This window comes from Achromobacter sp. 18P8.1.1 (assembly GCF_057799415.1).
Window position 1 is genome coordinate 47,123 of the sequence record NZ_JBYOKH010000010.1, and the last position, 25,268, is coordinate 72,390.

The following is a 25,268-nucleotide window of genomic DNA, read 5'->3' on the forward strand; positions in this document are numbered from 1 at the left end:
CCATGTCCACTGTGATCATCGGTCTGAGCTTGGGAATGCTGCTATTCCTGCTGGCGTCTGGCCTCACGCTAATCTTCGGCATGCTGGGCGTCATCAACTTCGCCCATGGCGCGCTGTACATGCTGGGCGCCTATCTTGCCTTCGACATCCATCTGCGCACCGGATCTTTCGTCGCCGGCCTGGTCGTAGCGACGGCCGGCGTGGGTCTGGTGGGCGTGGCAATGGAGCGCCTGGCCCTGCGGCCGCTTTACAACCGCCCCCATTTCTACCAGTTGATCCTCACGTTTGGCTTCATCCTCGTCATCAGCGAAGCCGTGAAGTTCGTCTGGGGCCTGGGCTATCAGGAAACGCCGATGCCGGCGTTGCTGGCGGGCACGGTGGATCTGGCGGGCAGCACCATTCCCATCTACCGGCTGTTTGTCATCGTTTTCGGCCTGCTGGTCTCGGTGGCGCTCTTCTTCGTGCTTGAGAAAAGCACCTTCGGCATGCTCGTGCGTGCCGCCAGCAGCGACGGCGAAATGGTACGCATCCTGGGGTTGCCCGCTGCCACCATCCGCAGTGCCGTGTTCGGCGTGGGCGCCGCGCTGGCAGGCCTGGCTGGCGCCATCTCCGCCCCCCTGTTTCCGATCGAGCTGGGCATGGCCACCAATACCATCATCGACTGCTTCATCGTGGTCATCCTGGGCGGGCTGGGCAATATCCGCGGCGTGGTCGCCGCGTCCGTACTGATCGGCATGGTCCGCGCGGTGGGCTACACCTTCATGCCCAGTTGGGTCGATATCCTGACATTCGCCATGCTGATCGCCACGCTGCTCACCCGTCCGCAAGGGCTATTTTCCCGCCAAGCGAGGTTGGCATGACGACTTTCCGCCAAGATGCCGCCATTGCCGTCGGCGTTGCCGCCGCAGTGCTGGCGGTGCCGTTTCTCACACAGAACGACTTTCTGCTCAACCTGACCATCCTGATCATGGTGTGGTCGATATTCGCCGTGGGCTTCGATCTGGTATTCGGCCTGCTGGGCATGGTGTCCTTCGGCCACGCCGCCTTCCTGGGCACCGGCGGCTACGCGTTGGCCCTGGCCACGCAACGCTACGGCTTGCCGTTCGAAGCAGGGCTCGCGCTTGCCATCCTGGCGGGCGCTGCATGCGCCTGGCTCTTCAGCGTGTTCGCGCTGCGGGTATCTGGCATCTTCTTCGCGCTGGTCACGCTGGCGCTATCGCAACTGATGTACATCCTGGCCGACAGCAAACTGCGCGAATGGACTGGCGGCGCGGACGGCCTGCCCGGCATCGGCCGACCGGAACTCGCCGGCATCGACTTCTTCGACACCGTGAACTTCTACTGGTACGTCGCCGCGGTCTTTGCCCTGGTGATGGCCTTCATGTCGATGCTGCGCGCATCGCCCTTCGGGCGGGCCGTCGCGGGAGTGCGCCAGAACGAGATCCGAGCCAGCCAACTGGGCTACAACGTGCAGCGCCTCAAGCAGGTCACCTTCCTGGTTTCCGGCGCTGTGGGCGGGCTGGCGGGCGGACTGCTGGCATCCGTCCTGATGTACATGAATCCGCAAATGCTGCACTGGACCACCTCGGGCGATGTCATCATCATGACGTTGCTGGGCGGCGCTGGCACGCTATGGGGACCGGTGGCCGGCGTGCTGCTGTTTGAGGTACTGAAGGAGTGGCTTAGCGGCTGGACCCCATATTGGTACGGCATCCTGGGGCTGATTTTCATCTTGGCCACGCTGTACTTCCCGCAAGGAGTCCTGGGCGCCCTTCAAACCCGCTTGCGCCTGGCCCACCGCGCGGCTCCAACGTCCCAACCTGCCCCCAAGACAGCATCCGACGCCCCCCTGGCGCCTGGCGAAGGGAGTCCGTCATGAGCCGCCTCGCCCTGCAGTGCGACAAAGTCAGCGTTACGTTCGGTGCTCTGCGCGCCATCGAGGATTTCAGCTATGCCTTCGAAACGGGCCGAGTCTATGGTCTGATCGGCCCCAACGGCGCAGGCAAGACAACCTTGCTCAACGTCCTGGCCGGACATCTTCCAGGCCATGGCGGACGCATCCTGTGCCACGGCGCGGACATTTCCCGTCTACGTGCCTATGAACGCGCCCGGCACGGTATCGGCCGAAGCTTCCAGATCACCAAGATCTTTCCCGAAATGACGGTATTGGAGAACATGCGCATCGCCGCGCAGATCAGCCATTCGCGCTTGCTGCCTTTCTGGCTGGCTCCACGCTACGACCGCCGGTTGGCCCCCACCATCGACGCCATGCTCGAACTGACAGATCTTGCGCCCTGGCGAAACACGATCGCCGGCACGCTGTCGTATGGGCTGCAGCGTGCGTTGGAACTGGGTCTGACTTTGTTGCCCAATCCGCGCATCCTGCTGCTGGACGAACCACTGGCCGGCGTGGGCCACCATGAGATCGCCGCGGCCACCCGCCTGATCCGTCATGCCGCTGCCGGCCGCACGGTGCTGCTCATCGAACACAATATGGATGTGATCATGACGCTGTCCGAGCATATCGTCGTGCTGTCAAACGGTCGCAAAGTGGCCGAAGGACCCCCAGAGGCCATCCGTGACGACGCCACCGTGCGGGCGGTCTACCTGGGCGAAGAGGAGGCAGCATGATCGAACTGCTGCATGCCGAGGTGCATTACGGCCAGGCACTGGCGCTGAAAGACATCACGCTGCGCGCGGCTCAAGACGAGATCGTCGCCATCGTCGGACGCAACGGCGCCGGCAAGTCCACCCTTCTCAAGGCACTGATCGGACTGCTGCCGCTGTCATCGGGAAGCCGGCGCAATGGCGGCCAGGATGCCACACGGCGCGCGGTCGAGCAGATCAGCCGCGACGGCATCGCACTGGTACCCGATACCCGCCGCATTTTTCCCAACCTGACCGTGCGTGAGAACCTGCGCATGGGTGCGCTGGCGCACCGGCCCGGCTATTGGACCCTGGATCGCGTACTGCAGGTGTTCCCACGCCTTGGCGAGCGCATCGGCTTTGACGGCGACCAGTTGTCTGGCGGCGAGCAGCAGATGCTGTCGATCGCGCGCGCGCTGCTGGGCAACCCCCGCATCCTGCTGCTGGACGAACCGACCGAAGGCCTGGCGCCCCGTATCGTTACTGACCTGATAGACGTATTCACAGAGGTACACCGCCAGGGCACGGGCATCGTCCTGGTCGAACAGAACCTGAAAGTCCCCGCGCGGCTGGCGCATCGCCAGTACGTGCTGGACCACGGCGAAATCGCCTGGAGCGGATCGGCGGCAGACGTCCGAGCCGACCGGGACATCATCGAATCCATCCTCACAACCGGGGTCAGAGCATGAGCGACGGCAAGACCTTTATCGCGGGCGTAGGCATCACCCGCTTCGACAAGCAACCTGAAAAAAGCGTCAAGGACCTGGTTCGGGACGCCGTCACACAAGCATTGACCGACGCCGGCTGCGACGCTGCCGACCTTCAAGCGGCCTACTTCGCGACGGCCGGCCAGGGGCCCATCGAAGGCCAATATATGGTCGCGGGCCAAGTGGCGCTGAAGGTGATGGGTATCGTCGGAATTCCAGTCACCAATATCGAGAACGCCTGTGCCAGTTCCAGTACCGCGCTGAACGCCGCGCACCTGTATGTGGCGTCCGGCGCGGGCGACATCTGCCTGGCCGTGGGCGTGGACAAGCTGTACGCCGAAGACAAGGCCAAGAGTTTCGCCGTGTTCGACGGTGCCTGGGACGTGCATGACGCACCGGCACAGATGGCGCGGCTGATGGCCCTTGCTCCTGACGTCACGCCGCCGCCCGGCTTCGAAGAGCCTGGCAAGCGCAGCGTGTTCATGGACATCTACGCTAGCTTGGCGCGCCTGCACATGAAGACATTCGGCACCACGCAGCGACAGCTTGCCGCCGTGGCCGCCAAAAACCACATGCACTCCACGCGCAATCTGCTCGCCCAGTTCCAGTACCCGCTGACCATCGATGAGGCGCTCGCCGCCCGTCCCGTGTCCTGGCCGCTGACGCTTCCGATGTGCGCCCCCATCAGCGACGGCGCGGCAGCCGCCATCGTCTGCAACGCGCAAGGCTTGAAGCGGCTTCGGGAAGCACGGGCGGTACGCTTGTACGCCAGTGTTCTACGCACCGCGACTGACCGCCCCGCGGACAAGTACGACCGCCACCTGTGCCACCTGGCCGCGCTCGAGGCTTACGAACGCGCCGGCGTCGGCCCGCAGGACATGTCTCTGGCCGAGGTCCACGACGCCACCGCATTCGCCGAAATTCAACAGACCGAAGCCCTGGGATTCTGCGCGTTCGGCGAAGGCGGCCTCCTGGCGGAATCCGGCGCCACCAGCCTGGGCGGCCGCATCCCTATCAACGTGTCTGGCGGGCTGCTGTCGCGCGGTCACCCCATCGGCGCCACCGGCTTGGCCCAGGTTCACGAAATGGTGGTCCAACTGCGCGGGGAAGCCGGCGCGCGGCAGGTCGACGGCGCGCGTTTCGCTATCGCGGAAAACGGCGGCGGCTTCAACGGCGTGGAAGAAGCGGTCACCTGCATCACGCTGCTTGGCCACTGATTGCGGCCTGTTCAACTTTTAGACAACCATGCATCTCAGCTCTCTTTTCCAACGCAGCGCCACGACGTATGCCGACCAGCCCGCGCTGGCCGCCGGTCTGCGCACTCCCCTTACATATGCCGACCTCCAAGCCCGAGTGCAAGCGCTGGCCGGCTGGTTGCGCGGCCCGATGGGCCTGCAAGCCGGCCAACGGGTCATGCTGGCGCTGCGCAATCATCCCAGCTATATCGAATCCATGCTGGCCGTCTGGCATGCCGGCTTGTGTGCCGTACCCGTCAACGCCAAACTGCACGCCACCGAACTGGAATACATACTGCGCGATTGCGACGCCCGCCTATGCCTGTCGCAAGGGGAGATCCACGCCGCATTGGCGCCCGTCGCCCGTAGCCTGGACGCGATGCGCGTGGTGGACGTGGAGTCCGACGACTACGCGGCGGCGACACGCGGCCCCGCGCTGCCCCTGGAGCAGCGTTCCCCGCAGGAGCTCGCCTGGTTGTTCTACACCAGCGGCACGACCGGCAAGCCCAAAGGCGTCATGCTCAGCCACGCCAACCTCGTTGGCATGTGCCTGAATTTCTATGCCGACGTGCAGGCAGTGCAGCCTGGAGACGCCATGGTCCACGTAGCGCCCCTATCGCACGGCGGCGGTCTCTACAGTATCCCGTACTGGCTGCATGGCGCCTTGCAAATCGTTCCGGACAGCGGCGGCCTGGATGAGGCCGAACTGCATGGGTTGCTGACGCACTACCGCAACGTCAGCCTGTTCGCCTCGCCGACCATCGTGCAGCGCATGGTGCGCCATGCTCGACAGGCCGGCGGGCCGCCTCCCGGCCTGCGCACCCTGATCGTTGGCGGCGCGCCGTTCTATATCGAAGACATCAAGGATGCCGTCGCCTGCTTCGGCGCACGTGTGGCGCAGATCTACGGTCAAGGAGAAAGCCCCATGTCGATATCCGCCCTGTCCGCCTCGCAGATTGCTGAAGCCGTGCGCACGAACGACGATGCGCTCTTGGGATCGGTGGGCTACGTCCAGACGTCGATGGACGTCGAACTGCGCGACGCCCGTGGCCAGGCCGTGGGGCAGGACGAACTGGGCGAGGTGGCCGTTAGCGGCCCTACCGTGATGCTGGGCTACTGGAACAATCCGCAAGCCACCGCTGACACGGTGGTCGACGGCTGGTTGCATACCGGGGATATCGGCCTCAGGGACGCGCGCGGACTGCTGCATCTGAAAGACCGCTCCAAGGACGTCATCATCAGCGGCGGCACCAATATCTATCCGCGCGAGGTGGAAGAGGCGCTGATGCACCACGATGCCGTGCGGGAAGTCTCGGTAGTGGGCGCTCCCGACCCGGAATGGGGGGAAGCAGTATTGGCTTTCGTGGTACTTAAACCAGGCGCCCACGTCCTGGAACGGGATCTGGATCAGCTGTGTCTCGCATCCATAGCGCGCTTCAAGCGTCCCAAGCGCTATGTCTTTCTGGACGAATTGCCGAAAAACAGCACCGGCAAAGTGTTAAAACGCGAACTTCAACAACACGCGCTTCCCACTCCATGAACCTGTCTTCCCCCCTCTTTGTCCGCACGGCAGTCAGCCAGACGGAAAAAGCCTACAGCGCGCTGGAGGAAATGATCGTTACAGGCGAGCTGCCTCCGGGCAGCCAATGGTCGGAAACGACACTTAGCGAGCGCGTGGGCATCGGCCGCTCGCCGGTACGCGACGCCTTGCAGAAGCTGGCATTCCAGCGGCTGGTGGAAATCGCCCCGCGCCAGGGCATCTTCATCTCGGAGATCGACTACCAGGGGCAACTGAAGATCATCCAGGCACGACGCGAGATCGAACGGCTGATAGTCGCCCAGGCGGCGCAATGGGCCGACGACTCGGAACGCGCCGAACTGGCCCGACTGGCGCGCGAGCTGGAAGAGTTGAAGGCGGTCAACGACATGCGCGTCTACATGCGCCTGCATTTTGCGCTGACTAGCCAGATCGGGGCCGCGTCACGCAACAGCTACGCGGCCGAGTTCCACGCCATGCTGCAGACGCTCGCGCGTCGCTTCCTGTATTTCCATCAGAAGCGTCATCCCGATCTGGTGCAAATCTGCGAACTGCACATTCAGCAAGTCAATGCCATCGTGGAAGGCTCGGTGGAACGCGCTATCGCCACCGCGGAAGCCCGCAACGACTACGCCGAGAATCTGGCCCGCAATATCCTGATGGAGCTGATCGTTACGTCGGCCGTGACCATCAGTACCCCACCCCGCGCCAAGGGCGGCGCGGACTGAGCCGGCCACCACTCGGCTACGGGCTCTTCCTGACCACGCCCACCCGGACGCTGAAGCTGGGAATTTCCTGCCACTGGCTGCGCGGGATCCGCAACGTTTCGACACCCATGCTGATTTCATAGCTGACGCTACCGGGCCCATCGCGCCAAAAGAACGGCCCGCGATTCGCCCAGCCGCAACAGACGTATTCCAGCGGCGGCATGCCGAAAGTCTGGCCTAGGTAGGCTTCCATCTCCGCCGCAAAGGCGCCGCTCACGCGATAACGGGCCTCCATGGGCTGGATGTAGGAATCGTCGTCCTGCTCGCATCCAAGGTATTCGACGTAGTCCGGCTTCTTTCCGAGGGTTTTGAGGAAGTCCTGGCAGGGCGTGTCGGGCCGCACCAGGCCTAGGGCACGGCCGTTGGCAACCCAGTCGGCCAGCGCGTCGCCCGGGGTCGACGTCTGCGCCGACGCTTTGCCTGCTGCCAGCGCCAACAGGCAAAGCGGCAATACCACCCAGGCCAGCCAGGCCGGGCGCAATATCACATTCATGGCAGCCTAGATATCGGGTCGACGGTCAGCGGCGTTACGTCCTGCCATGCCCCAGTGCTGCGCCCTTCTTCGGCCAGGAACTCCACCAGCGCGGGCAGCGACGCGTCCATCGGACGGTTGGCGTGGATGCGCATCACGTAACCCCAGGAACCCGGCATCCGCAACTGCGGCATCAGGGGCACGAGGCGGCCGCTGGCCAGGTCTTCATCGATCAGCGGCGCGCGGCCCAACGCGATGCCGACGCCGGCCGCCGCGGCGGCCACGACGGTGCTTAGACCGCTCAGCACCATGGGCTCCTGCCAGTCCGCGTCGGCCAGGCCCAGCCGGCCGTTCCACGTTCGCCAATCGGTCTCGGGGCTGTCGATATGCTTTTCCTCGAGCCACCGGTGACGCAGGAAGATGCGCGGGTCGTTGCGGTCGGCTTCGGCGATCAGCGCGGGGCTGCACACCGGCACGACGGTTTCGGTCATCAGCGGAATGTCGCCCGGCGCGGCCAGATGTGGCCCCTGGGTGCGCACGTGCAGAAAGGCCAGGTCGATGTCCTGGGCCTTCCAGGCCGGGTCCTGGCTGGCGTGCAGGTAGACCTGGACCCCGATGTCGGGGTGCAATTCAATGAAGCGGCCAATGCGCGGCGCCAGCCATAGCGCAGCCAGCGACGGGTTGGCCGACACGTTCAGCGTGTAACGCCGACGGCCGCGCGCGGTGGCCCGAGCATTGCGGCAGGCGGTGTCCAGTAGGGTCAAGGCCTGTTGTACGGAAGCCAGCAGATCGGCACCGGCTTCGGTCGTTTCGGCGCGGCGCACCGTGCCCCCGCGCCGCAAGAGCGGTACGCCCAGATCGGTTTCCAGCGCGCGCAGCTGATGACTGACGGCGCTCTTGGTGACGTGCAGTTCCGCGGCGGCGCGGCTCAAGCTGCCCAGGCGGGCAACGGCTTCGAAAGCGCGCAAAGCGGCCAGCGGTGGAGTATGGTTGGGAAGATCGGCCATGGGTTGAGTTTATCTCAACCCATGATTGAAAAACTATCGCTTTCGCACGTGCGTTGTATCAGTGACCATGCAAGCTCTGGATGGAGCATTGATATGTATTTCGACTCTCGATTGTGGCAACTGACGGCGGGGCTGCGCGCCGGTATGGCGGGCGGGATTTTCCTGGGCCTGCTGGCGCTGGCGGCCGGCATCGCGCGCTACGTTTTCCTGGGGCAGTTGCTGGCCCGCGTGTTCGATGGCGCGCCCTGGCAGGACTGGATCACCCCGGCGTTGTGCGTCGGCGCGATGGTGCTGTTGCGCGCCGTGTTCGATCACTGGCGCACCGTGCAGGCCAACCGCACCTCGGCATCGATCCAGCAGACGCTGCGCGGCAAACTGTACGACCGCATCGTCTCCCTGGGGCCGGCCTGGTTCGCCAACCAGCGCACCGGCGGCGTCATGCTGACGGTGGTGGACGGCGTCGAACAATTGCAGACCTTCTTCGGCCAGTACCTGCCGCAAGTCGCCATCGCGGCGGCGGCGCCCTTCGCCATTTTTGCCGTGATCGCATTCTGGGACGTGCCCACTGCGCTGGTCTTCCTGGCGGCGGCGCTCTTCGCGCTGTTCGGCCCGATGGCGGTCCATATGCTTGACCGCCGCGCCAGCCAGGCGCGCACCCGGGCGCTGAACGCGTTTGGCGAAGATTTCCTGGACGCGGTGCAGGGCCTGCCCACCCTGAAATCCTATGGCCAGGGCAAGGCCTGGGGCCAACGGCTGGCCGCCCGCGCACGCAGCCTGTCGGACAACACCTTCTGGGTGCTGTCGGTCAGCCTGCTGACGCGCGGCATCAGTGACCTGGGCGTGGCGCTGGGCGCCGCGCTGGCGCTGACGCTGGGCGCCTGGCGCGTGGCCGCCGGCGACATGAGCGTCGAAGCGCTGCTGATCGTGCTGATGGCCGGCACCGAGATCTTCCGCCCCCTGCGCGATCTGCGTTCGGTCTTGCACCGCGGCATGCTGGGCCAATCCGCCGCAGTCAGCATCCACGCGCTGATGGATGCGCAACCGCTGACGCCGGCACCGGATACGCGCGCGGCAGGCGCCGCGCCTGCCCGCCTGGCGCCCACCATCGAGTTCGACGAGGTGGCGTTCTCGTACACGCCGGAACGTCGTGCGCATCAGGGCCTGGCGTTCAGCATCGCGGCCGGCGAACGGGTCGGCATCGTCGGCCCCAGCGGCGCAGGCAAGTCCACCATCGTGCGCCTGCTGCTGCGCGAATGCGTGCCCCAATCGGGCAGCATCCGAGTGGGCGGCCATGACGTGAACACGCTGGATACCCAGACGCTGCTGTCGCACATCGCACTGGTCAGCCAGGACATCACGCTGTTCCACGGCACGATCGACGACAACCTGCGGCTGGGACGCCCCGACGCCACGCACGAACAGGTGCGCGCCGCGGCCCGCGCGGCCAACATTGACGACTTCATCATGGCGCTGCCGGACGGCTACGGCACCCGCATCGGTGAGCGCGGCCTGCAACTGTCGGGAGGCCAGCGCCAACGCGTGGCGATTGCCCGCGCGCTGCTGCGGGATGCGCCCATCCTGATCCTGGACGAAGCGCTGTCGTCGGTGGATACCGAAAACGAGGCGCTGATCCAGCAGGCGCTGGACCGCCTGATGGCGGGCCGCACGACGCTGATCCTGGCTCACCGGCTGGCCAGCGTGATCGGCGCCGACCGCAGCCTGGTGCTGGACCAGGGCCGTGTCGTGGAAGCCGGCCCGCATGCGGAACTCATGGCGCAGCGCGGGCTGTACTACCGCCTGATGCATGAGCAGGCCGCCGCCCACCAGAACCCGTCGGCCGGATCGCCCGCGCCCGCACCGGCCGCCTTGGTGCAGCCGCAAGAGGCGCCCGCCGTTGCCTCCGACGACAAGCAAGGCCCCGCCCTGCGCTCGTTGGACCAGGACGCCGAGCAGGTCGGCTGGCGCGCCACCCTGGGCACGCTGCTGTCCGTCGTCAGGCCGTGGCGCGGCACCTTGACCGCCACCATCCTGCTGGGGGTGGCGCGCGTGGCCGCATTCATCGGCGTGGGCATCTTCAGTGCCCTGATCGTGGCCGCCATCCGGGACGGCCGGGACGTTTCCGGGCTGATCGTCGGGCTGCTGATCGCCGCCCCGCTGGCCGCGCTGTTCCACTGGCTGGAGTCCTGGCTGGCGCACGCCATGGCCTACCAATTGTTGGCCGACATGCGAGTCAATCTCTACGACAAGCTGGAACGCCTGGCGCCGGCGTATCTGCTGCAGCGCCGCTCGGGCGACCTCGTGGCGCTGGCGACGCAGGACGTGGAAATGGTGGAGTATTTCTACGCGCACACCATCGCGCCCGCCATCGTGTCGGTGTTGGTGCCGCTGTCGGTGCTGGGCTTCCTGGGCGTCTACAGCTGGCCCGTCGCGCTGGCGCTGCTGCCCTTCCTGGCCTATGCGCTGGTGTCGCCGGTGCGCGGCCGCCGCCACGTCGATGCGCTGGGCGACAAGGCCCGCCACGCCCTGGGCGAAATGAGCGCCCACACCACCGACACCATCCAGGGCCTGGCCGACCTGACCGCGTTCCAGGCCACGGGCCGCCGGCGCGAGCAGTTCCTGAAAGTCGCCGACCAGTACCGCATCCGCCGCCTGGACATCCTGCGCGACCTGTCCCGGCAGACCGCATGGTTTGAAGTGGCGATGGGCCTGGGCGGCCTGGCCGTGGCCGTCGTGGGCGCCTTGCAGGTGTCGGCCGGCGCGCTGTCGGCCAGCATGCTGCCGTTGCTGGTGCTGATTGCGCTGGCGACCTTCCTGCCTGTGTCCGAGATCTCGCAGGTCAGCCGGCAACTGGCCGACACCATCGCCGCCACACGCCGCCTGCATGTCGTTGCCAATGAGCCCGAGCCCGTCACCGACGGCCCGCTGGCGCCGCCCGTGGCCACGCACGGCCTGTCGCTGGCGTTCGAGCACGTCAGCTTTGCCTACCCCGGCAAAGACGAAGACACGTTGAAGGATCTGAGTTTCAAGGCGCCAGCCGGCGCCACGGTTGCGGTGGTGGGTGCGTCGGGCGCGGGCAAGAGCACAGTGGCCAGCCTGCTACTGCGCTTCTGGGATCCGCGCACGGGCGTGGTGAAGCTGGACGGCGTGGACGTGCGACAACTGCAATTGGACGGGCTGCGAGAGCGCGTGGCGCTGGTGACGCAAGACACCTATCTGTTCAACGACACGCTGGAAGGCAATATCCGGCTGGCTCGCCCCGAAGCCACGCCCGACGAGTTGGCCCGCGCGCTGGACCAGGCGGCGCTGACCGACTTCGTACGGACCCTGCCCGATGGCCTGGCGACCCGCGTGGGCGAACGCGGCATGCAGTTGTCAGGCGGCCAGCGTCAGCGCATTTCGATCGCTCGCGCCTTCCTGAAGAACGCGCCGGTGCTGATCCTGGACGAAGCCACCTCGCATCTGGACACCTTGTCCGAGATGCAGGTGCGCGGGGCGCTGGACACCTTGATGCGCCACCGCACCACGCTCGTGATCGCGCACCGGCTGTCCACCATTCGTGACGCCGACCTGATCCTGGTGCTGGAGCGCGGCACCCTGGCGGAAGCCGGCACGCATGACCAGTTGCTGAGAAAGCAAGGGGCCTATGCGCGCCTGGCCAGCCACCAGGGCGGCTACGCGGTCAATAACGCAGCGTCTCTACCGACGTAGCGTTGGCGCGCACTTCCGCATCCGTGAACCAGACGCGCTTGTTGCCGAAGCGGTTGTACAAGTCGAACTGGTCCCGGGTGTGGACGGACGGGGTGCCGTCCGGGGCCACAAAGCCGCTCTGCCCCGGCGCCACCACATCCACGGCGCGCACGCCCTTGCCGTCGAACACCGTCATGTTGTTTTCGGTGCCGCGGTTCTGGGTAGCGGGATAGCTCAGCACCGCCTTGTCGTCCGCCTGCGGCACGCCCAGGAAGTTCTTGGGCGCAAACACCATCGGCGGCGCAGGGATGCGCCAGGCGGCGGGGTCCTGGCCATACGCTTTCTGCAAGGTGGCCAGCGCCTCGTCCAGCGCGGCCAGGCTCACGGCTTCCGGGCGCTGCCCGTTGAAGAAATCGACCTGCTGGGGCACGCCGGCATCCGGCCCGGCCAACGCGTTGAACAGCACCTTGACGCCCACCGTCAGGTTGACCGATCCGGTCGCCGGTGCGGCCGGCGTGGGATAGCCCGTGGCGCTGTACCACTTGAAGAAGTCGGCAGGCATCTCGTCAGCCAGCGTCGCCTTCAGCATGGCGCGCAGCCACGCGTCCATCACCGCCGGCCCGGCATTGTCATAGAAGCCCGGCTGCTTATCGCTGGTGCTCATCCCGTCCCACGACTGCAGCCCCGCAACCAGTTTCACGCGGGCGTCGTCGGCCGGCAGCCCCGCCACCGCGCGTTGCAGGAACGGCAGGAAGTGGCGGCGGTTGACGTCGGCATAGCTGGTGGTGCGGATCAGGTCCCACATCTGCTGCGGACTGACCTTGCCGCCGTTGACGGTCATGGCCTTCAGGCGGGTCTCGATTTCGGCGTAGCGGTCGGCCTGGCCCCAGACGATGGCGAACAGGTCGGTGGACGGATAGCCGCGCATGGGTTGGTTGTTCCAGTTGGCGATGAAGCCCTGGCGCGGGTTGTAGACCTGGGGATTGGTGGCAAACGGCAGCATGCCGTCCCAGTCCATCTCGCCGGTGCCAGGCACGGGCAGGCGCGGGTCATGGCCGGGCTTGCGCTTGGGGTAGAAGCCCGTGTGCGCGTAGCCGATGTTGCCGCGGTCGTCGGCGTAATACCAGTTGATGGTCAGCGCATGGCGCGCGGCCTGCTGCTTCCATTGGTCCCAGTTGCGCGATTGCGCCTTGTGCGTCCAGGCCATCAGCGATTGCAGCTCGTAGCCTTCCCAGGCGCGCGCCTTGGCATAGGCCACATGTTGTTTGTCGTCGAACTTGGTGACGATGCCGTGCACGGTCCGGTAGACATCCATCAGGACGGGCGCGCCGTCCTTGACGGCGATGAGCTCGGTGCGCTTTTCCATGGTCTTCCACTCGCCGTTGTGGAAGTACCGCGTGCGGTCGGCGGGGTCGAGCTTTTCGGCGTAGATGTCCACATCGTCACCAAAGCCCGCCGTCGAGCCCCAGGTCACGTGCGCGTTGTGGCCGAACAGGATGCTGGGATAGGCAAAGGGCGTGTTGCCTACGACATCGAAACCTGCCCCATGCAGGCCGATGCCGTAGGTGTAGGCGGGGTTCCACCATCCGAACTGCGGGCCGTTCAAGAGGATGGCGCGCGCGTCCTTGGCGTGGTCGCGCCCCACGATCCACATGTTGCTGGTGGTCGGAAAGCCCGCGATCCCGGGCTGGCCGGAATCCGCGAACTGGGCCAGGAGGCGCGCGGGCACGGCCGCGGGCGCCTCGTCCAGCACCCCGCGCGTCTGCGGGTCGCGTGCCACGCGCTCCAGCATGGGCGGCGTGCCGTCGTAACGCGGCAGCGCGTAGGACAGCCTGGCCGGCGCCGTCGCCACTTGGGGCTGGTAGACGCCCTCTTCTTCGGGCACCGTCGTGGGCGCACGACTGTCGGTCATCCAGCGCAGCTGGTTGAAGATCTGCATGGCGCGCGTGTCGCCGTGCCGGTCCTTCAGCGCGGTCAGCAGCGCCAGGTTGTCGATCTCGCTGTTGGCGTCCGAAAACCGGTTAGCCATGGTGCCCACGAACACCATCGCCACATCGTAGGGTGTCCAGTCCGACGGTTGGAACTGCAAGTCGTTGAATTCCTTGGGGGTAAGGCTGTCCGGCTTGGCGCGCACCTGTGCGATCCAGGCATTCATGCCTGCCGCGTAGCCGTCCAGGATCTGGCGTTCAGCGGCCGGCAACGCCGCCAACTGGCGCTGGATGCGTTCCGGCGAAAAATTGCCGCGGATCGACTTGTCGAACGCCACCATTTTTTCGCCCAACACTTCGGCCACCTTGCCCTGGGTGCTGCGGCGCGCCATCTCCATCTGGAACAGGCGATCCTGGGCGACCGCGTAACCGTAGCCATAGAAGATGCCGTACACGGTACTGGCATAGACGTGGGGCATGCCGTATTCGTCGCGGCGGATGGTCACCTGACCGCTGGCCGGGCGCGCTGCGCGGGCGTCGGCCGCTGTGGCCGAGGCATTGGCGGCGGCGGAAGGTTGCGCGTGGGCCGCGCCCACGCCGGCGCAGGCCGCCAGGATGGCGGCCGACAACAAGTGCTGCTTCATGTGAATCTGTCTCCGTATTGATAGGCCGCGCCGCGGTGCGAGACCCGGACGCGGAGTGCGGCGCCTCTTGCGGGCACCGTCTACGAACCATGATACGAAGCGCCAAACTATAATTCCAATGCATTTATTTCATAGCTTTCATGCGCTTCCAACATGGACTTCCAGAAACTCAAGCATCTGCTGGCCGTCGTTGAATACGGCACGTTTTCACGCGCGGCGGAAAAGGTGAACCTGTCGCAGCCAGCCCTCAGCCGCAGCATCCAGGCGCTGGAAGCCGAGCTTGGCCTGCCGTTGCTGGACCGCGGCACGCGCCAGGTCCGCCTGACGCCGTACGGCGCCTGCGTGGCCGAACGGGCCCGCCGCATGCGCTTCGAAGAAACCGAGCTGCAGCGTGAACTGAAGACGCTGCACAGCGGCGAGTCCGGCACGCTGACCATCGGCCTGAGCCCCACGCCGGCCTCCCTGCTGCTTTCGCCCTTCCTGACCCACATGACGGCCAACCATCCCCAGGTGCGCGTGGGTGTGGAGCTGGGCGCCACGGCGACGTTGCTGGACATGCTGCGCGGCGAGCGCATCGACGCGATGGTCTGCGACGCGCGCATGTTGTATGACGCGGCTGACATCGACGCCCGTCCGCTCGCGCCGTTGCGCGCCGGCATGGTGTGCCGCGCGGGCCACCCCATCCTGGCGCACAAACGCGTCGGCATCGAACAGATCCGGCAGTATCCGGTGGCATCCAGCACCCTCAGCCCCGAGGTGTCGCTACGGCTGGCCGAAACGCTGGGGCCCGGTGGCGCGCCCGAAGTCATGGTGACGACGCGCTGCGAAAACCTGGATCCGCTGGTGGATCTGGCCCTGCACACCGACACGCTGCTGTTGGGCGTGATCTGCGTCACCCGCCGCGAGCAAGCGGCCGGGCGACTGGTGGAAGTGCCGATCCCGCCAGACCGGCAGCGCCAGGGCCATTACGTGCTGGCGCGCCTGGCCGGACGCACGCCCTTGACTGCGCAAGACGCGCTGTACACCTTCACGCAACAGTGCTGGGCGGACTTCGCGACGTTCACTCCGGCACGGCAACCGTATAGTTCAGCGCCAGCCGCCCCCCGTCGACGTACACCGTCTGCCCCGTGACATAGCTGGCGTCGTCTCCCGCCAGGAATACCGCCACCTTTGCCACTTCGTCCGTCTGGCCCAGGCGCTGCATCGGAATCCGGGACAGGACCGTGCGCCGGGCGGCGGGGTCGCTCGTGATGGTGGCCAGGATCTCGGTGTCAATGCTGCCCGGCCCGATCGCGTTCACCCGTATGCCATGCGGTGCCAGCGACAACGCCATCGACTTGGTCATCTGCCGCACCGCCCCCTTGCTGGCGCCGTAGGCCAGCTGGTCCGGCATCGCCAGTTCCGCCGTCATCGACGACAGCGTCACGATCGCGCCGTTCTGCCGGCCGCCCGCGACCATCGCCCGCGCCGCGGCCTGGGCCACCAGGAAGGTCCCGCGCACGTTCACATTCATGACGGCGTCCAGGTCTTCCAGCGTCAGGTCCAGGAAGTCCGCCGCGCGGATCACCCCGGCATTGCAGACGCAGATGTCCAGACCGCCCCAGCGCGCAACGCAATCGTCGGCCAGCGCCTTGGCCGCAGCCGGGTCGGTCACGTCGGCCACGAAGGCCGCCGCTCGCGCGCCCAGCCCGCGCACAGCCGCCGTCAGTTCGGCTTCCTTGCGGTCCGCCAGCAGCACGTAGGCGCCCTCGTCCACGAAACGCCGCGCAATCGCCAGCCCGATACCGCCCGCCGCGCCGGTGACCAGCGCTACCTTGTCCTGCAATCTCATTTCAGACTCCCACGTAGGCGGCCACCAGGTCGGGCCGCGCTGACAGTTCCGCTGAACTGCCGCGCCACACCGTCGCCCCCTTGTCCAGGATGACGTTGCGGTCGGACAGCCGCAGCAAGGCCGTGGTGTTCTTGTCCACCACGATCATCGACAAGCCTTCCGCTTTCAGTTGCGCCAGCACGCGCCAGATCTCGGCGCGCACGACGGGCGCCAGGCCTTCGGTGGCCTCGTCCAGCACCAGCAGGCTGGGGTTGGTCATCAGCGCGCGCCCCAGCGCCAGCATCTGCTGCTCTCCGCCCGACAGTTGCGTGCCCAGGTTCGTGCGGCGTTCCTGCAGCCGGGGAAACAGCGCATAGACACGAGGCAGCGTCCAGGCGTGGGCGCGGCCCCGTTCGCTGGCCGTGGCCACCAGGTTTTCCTCGACGGTCAGCGTGGGAAAGATCTGGCGCCCTTCCGGCACCAGCGACAGCCCCAGCCTGCCGATCCGGTATGGCGCCATGCCCCGCAACGAACGTTCGCCGTATTGGATGCTGCCCTGGCTGGCGGGCAGCAGGCCGAACAGGCACTTGATGACGGTGCTGCGGCCCATCCCGTTGCGGCCGATCAGTCCCACCACCTCCCCCTGCCCCACGTCCAGGTCCACACCGAACAGCGCCTGGCAATGGCCGTAGCCCGCCGTCAATCCGCGTATCGTCAACATGGCGGCTCCTTCATGCGTCGGCGTCGTCGCCCAGATAGGCGCGGCGCACGTCGGGGTGGTTGCGGATCGCGTCGGCGGTGCCGGTCGCGATGATCTTGCCGTAGACCAGCACGCTGATGCGGTCGGCCAGCGCGAAGACGGCGTTCATGTCGTGTTCCACCAGGACGATCGTGTAGCGGCCCTTCAGGCTTTGCAGCAAGGCGATGACGCCCGCGCTTTCCGCCGCGCTCATGCCCGCCATGGGTTCGTCCAGCAGCAGGACGGACGGTTGGCCCGCCAGCGCCATGGCAATTTCCAGTTGACGGCGCTGCCCGTAGGCCAGGCTTTCCACCGGCGCCTCGGCCACCGCGTCAAGCCGGCAGGCGCTGAGAGCCTCGCGGGCCGCGTCCACCACGTCGGCGCAATCGCGCAGCGCGGTCCAGGCCGACAGCCCGCGCCGGCGCTTGCGCAACGCCGCCAGGCAGGCGTTTTCCAGCACCGTGTAGCTGTCGAACACCGACGTCACCTGGTAGGAGCGCAACATGCCCAGCGCCACGCGTTCCTGCACGGTGGCGCGCGAGACATCCGCCGCCCCCAGCGTGACCGCGCCGCCGTCGGGCCGCAGTTCGCCCGACAACAGGTTGATCAGCGTGGTCTTGCCCGCGCCGTTCGGGCCGATCAGCGCGTGCAATTCGCCGGGCGCGACATCCAGCGACACGCCGTCGGTTGCGGCAAGCCCGCCGAAGCGGCGCACCAGATCGCGGGTAGCCAGCGCGGCGGGCGCGGCCATCGTAGCGGCCGTCATACCGACGCCTCCTTGACCTCGGCCTTGCTGGCCTGGGCCTTCTTGACCGGTGCCTGCCCCGCCGGCCACAGCCACGCCAGCGAGCGGCCGTAGCCGCCCCGGGCCAGCATTGCGATCACCACGACCACGGGCCCCATCAGCAGCATCCAATGCTGCGTCACGCTCTTGAAGGCCTCTTCCATCAGCAGATAGGCCACCGCACCGAAGATCGGACCCAGCACATTGCCCAGGCCGCCGATCACCACCATGACGATCAGCTCGCCGGACACCGGCCACGACATGTAGCTGGGCGAGGCGAAGGCCGTCAGGTTGGCCAGCAGAAGTCCGGCGATGCCGGTCAGCACGCCCGAGGCCACATAGGCCGTCAGCCGCACGCCGAACACCGAATAGCCCAGCGCGTCCACGCGGCGTGGATTGGCGTGCGTGGCGCGCAAGATCATGCCGAAGGGCGAACGCCGCAGCCGCAGCATGCCCAGGCTGGCCGCCAGCAGCAGCCCCCATGCCGCCCAATAGACCGGCTGGCTGCCGCCCAGGTCGAACAGGCCGAAGGCGCTGGCGTCGTAGATGTTCAGCCCGTCGTCGCCACCGTACTCGCGCAGGCTGACCGCCAGGAAATAGAACATCTGCGCAAAGGCCAGCGTGATCATGATGAAGCCGATGCCGGACGTGCGCAGGCATACCGTCCCGACCACCAGGGCCACCAGCGCGCACACCACGATGCACACGGCCAACTGCACCCAGCCGTTGCCGATGCCGTAGAAGCTGAGGATACCCACGGCGTAGCAACCCAGGCCCAGGAACATGGCGTGCCCAAAGCTGACCAGTCCCGCAAAGCCCAGCACCAGGTTCAGCGCCAGCGCCGCCAGCGCGTAGATCAGGATGCGTGCGCCCAGCGTCACATAAAAGGGTTCGCCCAGCCACTGCGCCGCGAACGGGACGGCGGCCAGGACCAGGAACAACAGCGGCAGCACCCAGCGCCGGTACGAAGATTCTTGCATGATGGATTGCCCTTGTTCACTGGCGCGCGGATCAGCGGCGCGCCGAAAAGACCAGGCCTTGCGGGCGGAACGCCAGCACCACGGCCATCAATACGTAGATCAGCATCGACGCCAGCGCCGGCCCCACGGCGTTGGCGACCGGCGCGTCGAACACGGCACGCAGCAGGTCCGGCAGGAAAGCGCGCCCCAACGTGTCGATCATGGCGATCAGCAGCGCGGCGATCAGCGTGCCGCGCACCGAGCCGATGCCGCCCACCACGATGACCACCAACGCCAGGATCAGTACCGGTTCGCCCATGCCCGACTGCACCGACAGGATCGGCCCCGCCAAGGCGCCGGCCACGCCGGCCAGCACGGAACCCAGCAGGAACAGCAGCGTCTTCAGCAGATCGACATTGGCGCCCAGCACGCTGGCGATGGGCGCGTTGCTGGCGCCGGCGCGGATCAGCATGCCAAAGCGCGTGCGCTGGATCAAGAACCATGCGCCTACTGCCACCAGCGCGCCGACCCCGATGATCATCAGCCGGTAGACGGGATAGTCGTTGCCGAACAGGCTGACCGCCCCTTCCAGCGTCTGGGGCACTGCCGCGTAATACGGCCGGCTGCCCCAGATGACCGAGGCCAGCTCGTTGAAGAACATCATCAGCCCGAACGTGGCCAGCACCTGGTACAGGTGGTCGTGCCGGTACAGCGGACGCGCTATCAGCCGTTCCAGCACCACGCCCACGAATCCGCTGCCCGCCACCGCGGCCAGGATGGAGAACGCGAACGAGCCGCTGGCGTTGTAGGCGGTGGCCCCCAGGAAGGCGCCGATCATGTAGAGCGAGCCATGCGCCAGGTTGATGAAGTTCATGATGCCGAAGATCAGGGTCAGCCCCGACGACATCAAGAACAGCAACGCACCCAGTTGCAGGCCATTGAGCAATTGCGACAGCAGCAGCGATCCGTTCATCGGACGTCTCCCGAGGGCGGCCGCCCCGTCACTTCAACGGGCAGTCCGCCACGTAGGCGTCCTGGTGGTCCTTCAGCACGGTGGCCAACTGCTTGACGCCCACGCCCTCGCCCTCTTTCACCACCTGGTAGGCATACAGGTTCTGCACGGGCATGTTGTTGGTGTTGAACCGGAACGTGCCGCGCACCGACGGGAAGGTGGCGCCCGCCGCTTTCACGGCCGTGGCCAGCGACTTGCTATCGCCCACTTTCCCGCCTTGCGCGCGCACGGCGGCGTCCAGCAGATAGGCCGCGTCGTAGCCGCCTACGGCGTACTCCGACGGCAGGCGGCCGTACTTGGCCTTGAAGGATTCGACGAACTTGCGGTTCTGCGGATTGTCCAGCGTGGTCGCCCACGGCGTGCCGTAGATCGCGCCCACGGCCTGCTCTTTCAGCGCGGTCAGCGTGTTGGAATCGATCAGGCTTTCCGAGAAGAACGGCAGCTTTTCCATCAGCCCGGCCTGGCGCAGCTGGCGCACGAAATTCACGCCCACGCCGCCCGTGTAGAAGGCGAACAGCGCATCGGGGCCGGCAGACTGCATGCGCGAAATCTCGGCCGAATAGTCCAGCTGCCCCAGTTGCGTATAGACCTCGTCGGACGGCGCCGCGCCATAGAAGCGCTTGAAGCCCGCCAGCTTGTCCTTGCCCGCCTGATAGTTGGCCGACATCAGGTAGGCGCGCTTGTAGCCCTGATCCTTGACGTACTTGCCCATGGCCTCCGACATGCTGTCGTTCTGCCACCCCAGCACGAAGAGATTCGACAGGCACATGCGGCCGGCGATGGGCGCGGGGCCGGCGTTGGTGGACAGCGCCACCACGCCGGATTCCTTGATGCGCCGCAGTTCGGCCATCAGCACATTCGAAAAACCCAGGCCGACGATGACGTCGACCTTGTCCTTTTCGATGAATTTCTGCACGACCTGCGCGCCCACGTCAGGCTTGAGCTGATCGTCCTCGCGGATCACCACCGCCTTCTGCCCGCCCAGGCTGCCGCCCAACTGCTCGATGCCCAGCATCAGCCCGTCGTACTGGTCCTGGCCCAGCGCCGCCTGCGGTCCGGACAGCACGCCCGTAAAGCCTATGCGGATGTCGGCACGCGCCGATTGCGGCGCAGCTACGGCCAGGGTCGCCGCCGCAGCCAGTGCGGCAAGGCCGCTTGGGATTGCTTGCATCTGATGTCTCCTTGGGGGTTGAGCGGCGGCGCCGTTCTGCGCGGCGCCTGCCTTGACGCGTCAGAGCTTCACGCAGACATTGCGCAGCTCGGTATAGAACTCCAGCGAATGCACGCCGCCCTCGCGGCCGATGCCCGATTGCTTGGCGCCGCCGAACGCCGTGCGCAGGTCGCGCAGGAACCACGAATTGATCCAGCAGATGCCCACGTCCAGCGCCGCGCCCAGGCGATGGGCCGTGCCGACGTTGCTGGTCCATACCGTCGCGGCCAGGCCGTAAGGCGTAGCGTTGGCCAGGGCAATGGCTTCCTCTTCCGTATCGAACGGCGCGATGTGGCAGCACGGTCCGAAAATTTCTTGCTGGATGACGGCGGACGATTCCGGCAGGCCCGTCCACACGGTGGGTTGGATCCAGGCGCCCGCGGCCAGCCCGTCAGGCATGTCCGGCACGCCGCCGCCCGCCACCACCGTCGCGCCCTCTTCGCGGGCGCGGGCGTAGTAGCTCAGCACCTTGTCGCGATGGCGCTGCGAAATCAGGGGCCCCAGGTTCACGCCGGGGTCCTTGGGCCGTCCCAGCTTGAAACCCCGCGCCCGCTCGCCCAGCGCCGCGACGAAGCGCTCGAAGATGGGCCGCTGCACATAGACGCGCTCGGTGCCCAGGCAGACCTGCCCCGTGTTGTCGAACGCGGCGCGGGCGATGCCCGCCACCGCGCGGTCGAAGTCGGCGTCCGCGAAGACGATGCCCGCGTTCTTACCGCCCAGCTCGAACGACACGGGCCGCACGCCTACCGCCGCCGCCTGCATGATGGCTTGGCCGGTACGGGTTTCGCCCGTGAAGGTGATGCCGTCCACCAGCGGGTGGCGGCTGAGTTTTTCGCCAGCGGAATCGGGCCCGAAGCCGTGCACCACGTTGTAGACGCCGGCCGGCACGCCGACTTCGTTCATGACTTCGCCCAACAGCGTAGCGGTGCCCGGCGTGTCTTCGGACGGCTTGACCACGACCGTGTTGCCGCAGGCCAGCGCCGGCCCGACCTTCCAGGTCATCAGCAGCAGCGGCAAGTTCCACGGGCAGATCACGCCGATGACGCCGCGCGGCACGCGCACGCCGTAGTTTAAGGCGTGGCCGCCGTCCGGCGTTTCCAGGTCGAAGGTCTCGTTGGGGACGTTGCGGATCAGGTCGGCGAAGATCTTGAAATTGGCCGCGCCGCGCGGGATGTCCAGATGGCTGGCCAGGTCGTAAGGCTTGCCGGTGTCGGCGATCTCGGCGTCGACGAAATCGTCGAAACGGCGGGTGATGCCGTCGGCCACCGCGTGCAGCAGTTCTACGCGCTGCTGCGTCTTCAGCGCGCCCCACGGGCCGCGCAGCGCCGCCTTGGCCGCCCGCACCGCGGCGTCCACTTCAGCGTCTCCGGCTTCATGCACCCGGCCGATCAGCCGGTTGTCGACCGGATCGCGGTTGTCAAAGGTCTTGCCGGTCTCGACCCAGCGGCCGTCGATGAAATTGCGGAAATCGGTCATTGCGCCCTCGGTTGTGACAGGTCGGCCAGCGCGCCTTCGGGGTCGCCGGCGGTCAGGTATTCCCACATGCGTTCATAGATGCGGCCAGTGCCTACCGCGCGGGCGGTGGCCTCTGCCGGCGACAGCACCGGCGCGCCGTCGGCCAGCCCCGCCGCGCGCAATTGCCATTCGATGCGGGCGGCGTCTTCCAGATACCAGGTCAGCACGGTGGCGTGCAGCAGCGACTCGGCGGCCACCACGGCGCCGTTGCCGCGCATCGCGATCGCGCTGGCCGTCCCCAGGGTTTCGGCCACGCCACGCGCCTGCGCATCGCTGCGCACCAGTTGCGGGTCGTCCCACAACGGCACGGCGGGCGAAAAATAAGAGCCCATGCCGTGGCGCGCGGCCGGCGTGACGCGCGCCGAAGACAGGGTCATGACGGTGGGCGGCATGGAACGGATCACGCCGCCCACGTCCGGCCGCAGCCGGTAGATGTGCTGGTGGATGCGCACTTCGCCCAGCACGCCTTCCGGCAGGTCGCCATGCACGGGAACCACCGTGCCCGCCTCGCCGGGTGCGATCAGGCCCATGGGCCGCGCCGCGCACACCAGGAAATGGTCGGCATCCAGCCGGCTGCTGCAATGCCCGTAGGCGTGGACCAGATTGGCCCGGGCCAGCGCGCGCGCGGCGACGCGCACCAGCGCCTCCTGCCCGGCGCTGGCGTCCTTGCGCGATGCGCTCATGTCTTGAACTCCGGGATATCGGGCTTGGCGCCCCACATGCAGAACGACGACGGCACGGCGGGGAAGCTGCGCGGCCGATGGGTCTTTTCCTCTTCGGCGCTGATCAGCCTGACGCCGGTGGAGTATTCGTAGATCATCCCGTCCGGGCCGTCGAAATACAGGAACATCGCGCCCGAGGTCGGATGCCGGCCGGGGCCGAAACGGATCGGCACGTTCCATTCGCGCAGCTGATACCAGGCGCGCATGATGTCGTCGATGCTTTCGACCTGATGGTTGATGTGCTGCACGCCCGGGTACGAGGACGGGAACAGCGCAATCTTGTGATGGACTTCATCGATGCGCAGCAACGGCGCCTCGCCGATGCGGTCGCTGACCCGGGCAGACAGCAGGCCCGTCCAGAAGGCCTCGTCGCGCCGCGGGTCCAGCGTGCGCAGGCCGATATGCGAGAAGCCGGTGACGCCGGCATCGCGGCCGGGAAAGTAGCGCCGCCCGCTATGTTGCGGCGCCAGCACCAGTTCGATCCGGTTGCCGGAGGGGTCGGTGAATTGCAGGAAATCGCGCACGTAGCGCTGCTCGGCATCCTCGCGCCGCCCGGCCGCGACGTGGTAGCCGCTGCGCTCGAGCACGGCGCCGGCACGCTCCAGTTCGTCGGGCGAATCCACTTCGAACGCGGCGGTGTGGTCGCGCGGATCGCCTTCGAAATAGCAGAGGGTGTGGTCGCGGGAGTCGGACTTGAAATACGCCGCCCCGTGTTCCTTGCGGGCAAGCTCCAGTCCCAGCACCGCGGTCGCGTAGCGCACCGCAGCGTCCAGATCACGGGTGCCCAGCCGGACGTACCGGATGTCATGTAGCCGTATCACTGCTTGTCTCCAGGTGCGCCTGCCGCCGGCGTCGTGCCGGGGGAATTTTTCCGCTGGATTGGCGGCGCTTTTTTCTACGATAGGCAGCGTAAATCTCGAAGTCAACAATTTTTATCGAGATTTTTTTGGCGTAGTGCTACAGTGCTCTTCATGTCTGACGGAACCCCGCTCCCCTCGCTTGCCCACACCGCCTCGGCCAACACCCTGGTGGGCACGGCCTATGTCAACCTGCGGCGCGACATCATCCAGGGCAAGCATCCGCCCGGCTCGCGCCTGCGCGTCGAACACCTGAAAGACGATTACGGTGTGGGCGCCGGCACGCTGCGCGAAGCGCTGGCGCTACTGGTGTCGGACGCGCTGGTGATCGCACAGGGGCAGCGCGGCTTTCACGTCACGCCCATTTCGCTGGAAGACTTCCGCGACATCACCGAAAACCGCGTGCTGCTGGAAACCGAAGCGTTGCGCCAGTCGATCGCGGTGGGCGACGACACCTGGGAAAGTGCCGTGCTGGCCGCCTTCCACCGGTTGAGCAAGGCCGAGCAGCGCCTGGCCGCGGATCCGGAAGCCCGCTTCGAGGAATGGGAGCAGCGCAACCGCGAGTTCCACCGCGAACTGATCAGCGCCTGTCCGTCGCGCTGGATGCATCATTTCCTGGGCATTCTGTATCAGCAGGCCGAGCGCTACCGCCGCCTGACCGTCACGCGCAAGCCCATCGCGCGCGACTTGCAGGATGAACACCAGGGCATCCTGGACGCCACGCTGACGCGCGACGCCGACCGCGCCTGTGCGCTGCTTGCCGCGCACATCCGCCTGACTTACGACGCGGTCGCGCAATTGCCTGCGGACTTGTTCACGTCGGCGTGATGGCCAGCAGGGCTGTGCCGCCGGCCGGCGCCCGAGTTGAAAAAAACCCACACTCGACGCGCCGCACGCCCTGCCCCCGTTGATTCGCCTACATCACTTCTATAGAATCAGCAATACGGGCCTTTGCCCATTTCCTTTTTCGTCCACTCAAATCACCGACAGGGAGGCTGCATGATGACTCACCCCATGCCCAACGCCGTCC

22 protein-coding genes are annotated in these 25,268 nt (G+C 66.7%); 10 read left to right on the forward strand and 12 right to left on the reverse strand.

Translation table 11 applies throughout. The features are described 5' to 3' along the window. Positions 1 to 2: 2 nt before the first annotated feature. The 7 genes from AC27VE_RS09070 to AC27VE_RS09100 are packed head-to-tail and all read left to right on the forward strand — an operon-like array spanning position 3 to position 6,853. Positions 3 to 860 carry a branched-chain amino acid ABC transporter permease gene (locus AC27VE_RS09070; RefSeq protein WP_488703651.1) on the forward strand — a complete coding sequence of 286 codons (858 nt, stop codon included), beginning with the start codon at positions 3 to 5 and terminating at the stop codon, positions 858 to 860. Beyond that, the gene (locus AC27VE_RS09075; protein WP_488703652.1) at positions 857 to 1,879 is read left to right on the forward strand and encodes a branched-chain amino acid ABC transporter permease; all 1,023 of its coding nucleotides are present in this window, start codon (positions 857 to 859) and stop codon (positions 1,877 to 1,879) included. The genes AC27VE_RS09070 and AC27VE_RS09075 overlap by 4 nt, the downstream gene beginning before the upstream one ends. Further along, positions 1,876 to 2,631, forward strand: a complete 756-nt coding sequence (locus AC27VE_RS09080; protein WP_488703653.1) for an ABC transporter ATP-binding protein — start codon at positions 1,876 to 1,878, stop codon at positions 2,629 to 2,631. The genes AC27VE_RS09075 and AC27VE_RS09080 overlap by 4 nt, the downstream gene beginning before the upstream one ends. After that, entirely contained in the window at positions 2,628 to 3,335 is a 708-nt protein-coding gene (locus tag AC27VE_RS09085) for an ABC transporter ATP-binding protein (protein ID WP_488703654.1), read from the forward strand. Before AC27VE_RS09080 ends, AC27VE_RS09085 begins: the two co-directional genes overlap by 4 nt. Continuing rightward, entirely contained in the window at positions 3,332 to 4,570 is a 1,239-nt protein-coding gene (locus AC27VE_RS09090; protein WP_488703655.1) for a thiolase family protein, read from the forward strand. Before AC27VE_RS09085 ends, AC27VE_RS09090 begins: the two co-directional genes overlap by 4 nt. Positions 4,571 to 4,598: 28 nt before the next feature. Next, complete coding sequence (locus AC27VE_RS09095) at positions 4,599 to 6,128, forward strand: AMP-binding protein (RefSeq protein ID WP_488703656.1); 1,530 nt, start codon at positions 4,599 to 4,601, stop codon at positions 6,126 to 6,128. Further along, positions 6,125 to 6,853 carry a GntR family transcriptional regulator gene (locus tag AC27VE_RS09100; RefSeq protein WP_088588458.1) on the forward strand — a complete coding sequence of 243 codons (729 nt, stop codon included), beginning with the start codon at positions 6,125 to 6,127 and terminating at the stop codon, positions 6,851 to 6,853. The genes AC27VE_RS09095 and AC27VE_RS09100 overlap by 4 nt, the downstream gene beginning before the upstream one ends. Positions 6,854 to 6,869: 16 nt before the next feature. On the opposite strand, the gene AC27VE_RS09105 is transcribed toward AC27VE_RS09100, so the two are convergent. Beyond that, a complete protein-coding gene (locus tag AC27VE_RS09105) occupies positions 6,870 to 7,385 on the reverse strand; it encodes a DUF4952 domain-containing protein (protein WP_488703657.1) in 516 nt (171 codons plus the stop codon). Beyond that, positions 7,382 to 8,371: a LysR substrate-binding domain-containing protein gene (locus tag AC27VE_RS09110; protein WP_088588460.1), complete on the reverse strand. Its 990-nt coding sequence runs from the start codon at positions 8,369 to 8,371 to the stop codon at positions 7,382 to 7,384. The genes AC27VE_RS09105 and AC27VE_RS09110 overlap by 4 nt, the downstream gene beginning before the upstream one ends. A gap of 93 nt (positions 8,372 to 8,464) precedes the next feature. Here AC27VE_RS09110 and cydC point away from each other — a divergent pair, with 93 nt between their 5' ends. Next, positions 8,465 to 12,079, forward strand: a complete 3,615-nt coding sequence (gene cydC / locus AC27VE_RS09115; protein ID WP_488703658.1) for a thiol reductant ABC exporter subunit CydC — start codon at positions 8,465 to 8,467, stop codon at positions 12,077 to 12,079. Here cydC and AC27VE_RS09120 read toward each other — a convergent pair. Next, positions 12,051 to 14,630, reverse strand: a complete 2,580-nt coding sequence (locus AC27VE_RS09120; RefSeq protein WP_488703659.1) for a penicillin G acylase — start codon at positions 14,628 to 14,630, stop codon at positions 12,051 to 12,053. The two genes, cydC and AC27VE_RS09120, sit on opposite strands and share 29 nt — an antisense overlap. A gap of 153 nt (positions 14,631 to 14,783) precedes the next feature. On the opposite strand from AC27VE_RS09120, the gene AC27VE_RS09125 reads away from it, so the two are divergent. Next, positions 14,784 to 15,761, forward strand: a complete 978-nt coding sequence (locus AC27VE_RS09125) for a LysR family transcriptional regulator (protein ID WP_488703660.1) — start codon at positions 14,784 to 14,786, stop codon at positions 15,759 to 15,761. On the opposite strand, the gene AC27VE_RS09130 is transcribed toward AC27VE_RS09125, so the two are convergent. Genes AC27VE_RS09130 through AC27VE_RS09170 form a run of 9 tightly spaced genes read right to left on the reverse strand, consistent with a single transcriptional unit; the run spans position 15,691 to position 24,202 of the window. Then, positions 15,691 to 16,461 (reverse strand): SDR family NAD(P)-dependent oxidoreductase, encoded by a 771-nt coding sequence (locus AC27VE_RS09130; RefSeq protein WP_035212928.1) that lies wholly within the window; start codon positions 16,459 to 16,461, stop codon positions 15,691 to 15,693. The two genes, AC27VE_RS09125 and AC27VE_RS09130, sit on opposite strands and share 71 nt — an antisense overlap. Before the next feature lies 1 nt (position 16,462). Continuing rightward, positions 16,463 to 17,161, reverse strand: a complete 699-nt coding sequence (locus tag AC27VE_RS09135; RefSeq protein WP_280029396.1) for an ABC transporter ATP-binding protein — start codon at positions 17,159 to 17,161, stop codon at positions 16,463 to 16,465. A 10-nt stretch (positions 17,162 to 17,171) separates the two neighbouring features. Further along, positions 17,172 to 17,945 carry an ABC transporter ATP-binding protein gene (locus tag AC27VE_RS09140; RefSeq protein ID WP_427959372.1) on the reverse strand — a complete coding sequence of 258 codons (774 nt, stop codon included), beginning with the start codon at positions 17,943 to 17,945 and terminating at the stop codon, positions 17,172 to 17,174. Continuing rightward, positions 17,942 to 18,943: a branched-chain amino acid ABC transporter permease gene (locus AC27VE_RS09145; protein WP_488703661.1), complete on the reverse strand. Its 1,002-nt coding sequence runs from the start codon at positions 18,941 to 18,943 to the stop codon at positions 17,942 to 17,944. The genes AC27VE_RS09140 and AC27VE_RS09145 overlap by 4 nt, the downstream gene beginning before the upstream one ends. A gap of 31 nt (positions 18,944 to 18,974) precedes the next feature. Beyond that, positions 18,975 to 19,895 carry a branched-chain amino acid ABC transporter permease gene (locus tag AC27VE_RS09150; protein ID WP_006224125.1) on the reverse strand — a complete coding sequence of 307 codons (921 nt, stop codon included), beginning with the start codon at positions 19,893 to 19,895 and terminating at the stop codon, positions 18,975 to 18,977. Between the two features lie 28 nt (positions 19,896 to 19,923). Next, a complete protein-coding gene (locus AC27VE_RS09155; protein ID WP_488703662.1) occupies positions 19,924 to 21,105 on the reverse strand; it encodes an ABC transporter substrate-binding protein in 1,182 nt (393 codons plus the stop codon). Between the two features lie 60 nt (positions 21,106 to 21,165). Next, complete coding sequence (locus AC27VE_RS09160) at positions 21,166 to 22,620, reverse strand: 2-hydroxymuconic semialdehyde dehydrogenase (RefSeq protein WP_088588470.1); 1,455 nt, start codon at positions 22,618 to 22,620, stop codon at positions 21,166 to 21,168. Next, on the reverse strand, positions 22,617 to 23,342 hold the full coding sequence (locus AC27VE_RS09165; protein ID WP_488703663.1) for a class II aldolase/adducin family protein: 726 nt from the start codon (positions 23,340 to 23,342) through the stop codon (positions 22,617 to 22,619). The genes AC27VE_RS09160 and AC27VE_RS09165 overlap by 4 nt, the downstream gene beginning before the upstream one ends. Continuing rightward, on the reverse strand, positions 23,339 to 24,202 hold the full coding sequence (locus tag AC27VE_RS09170; protein WP_006224129.1) for a VOC family protein: 864 nt from the start codon (positions 24,200 to 24,202) through the stop codon (positions 23,339 to 23,341). The genes AC27VE_RS09165 and AC27VE_RS09170 overlap by 4 nt, the downstream gene beginning before the upstream one ends. 150 nt (positions 24,203 to 24,352) lie before the next feature. Between AC27VE_RS09170 and AC27VE_RS09175 the strand changes: the two genes are divergently transcribed. Then, entirely contained in the window at positions 24,353 to 25,066 is a 714-nt protein-coding gene (locus AC27VE_RS09175) for a GntR family transcriptional regulator (RefSeq protein WP_488703664.1), read from the forward strand. The last annotated feature ends 202 nt before the right edge of the window (positions 25,067 to 25,268 follow it).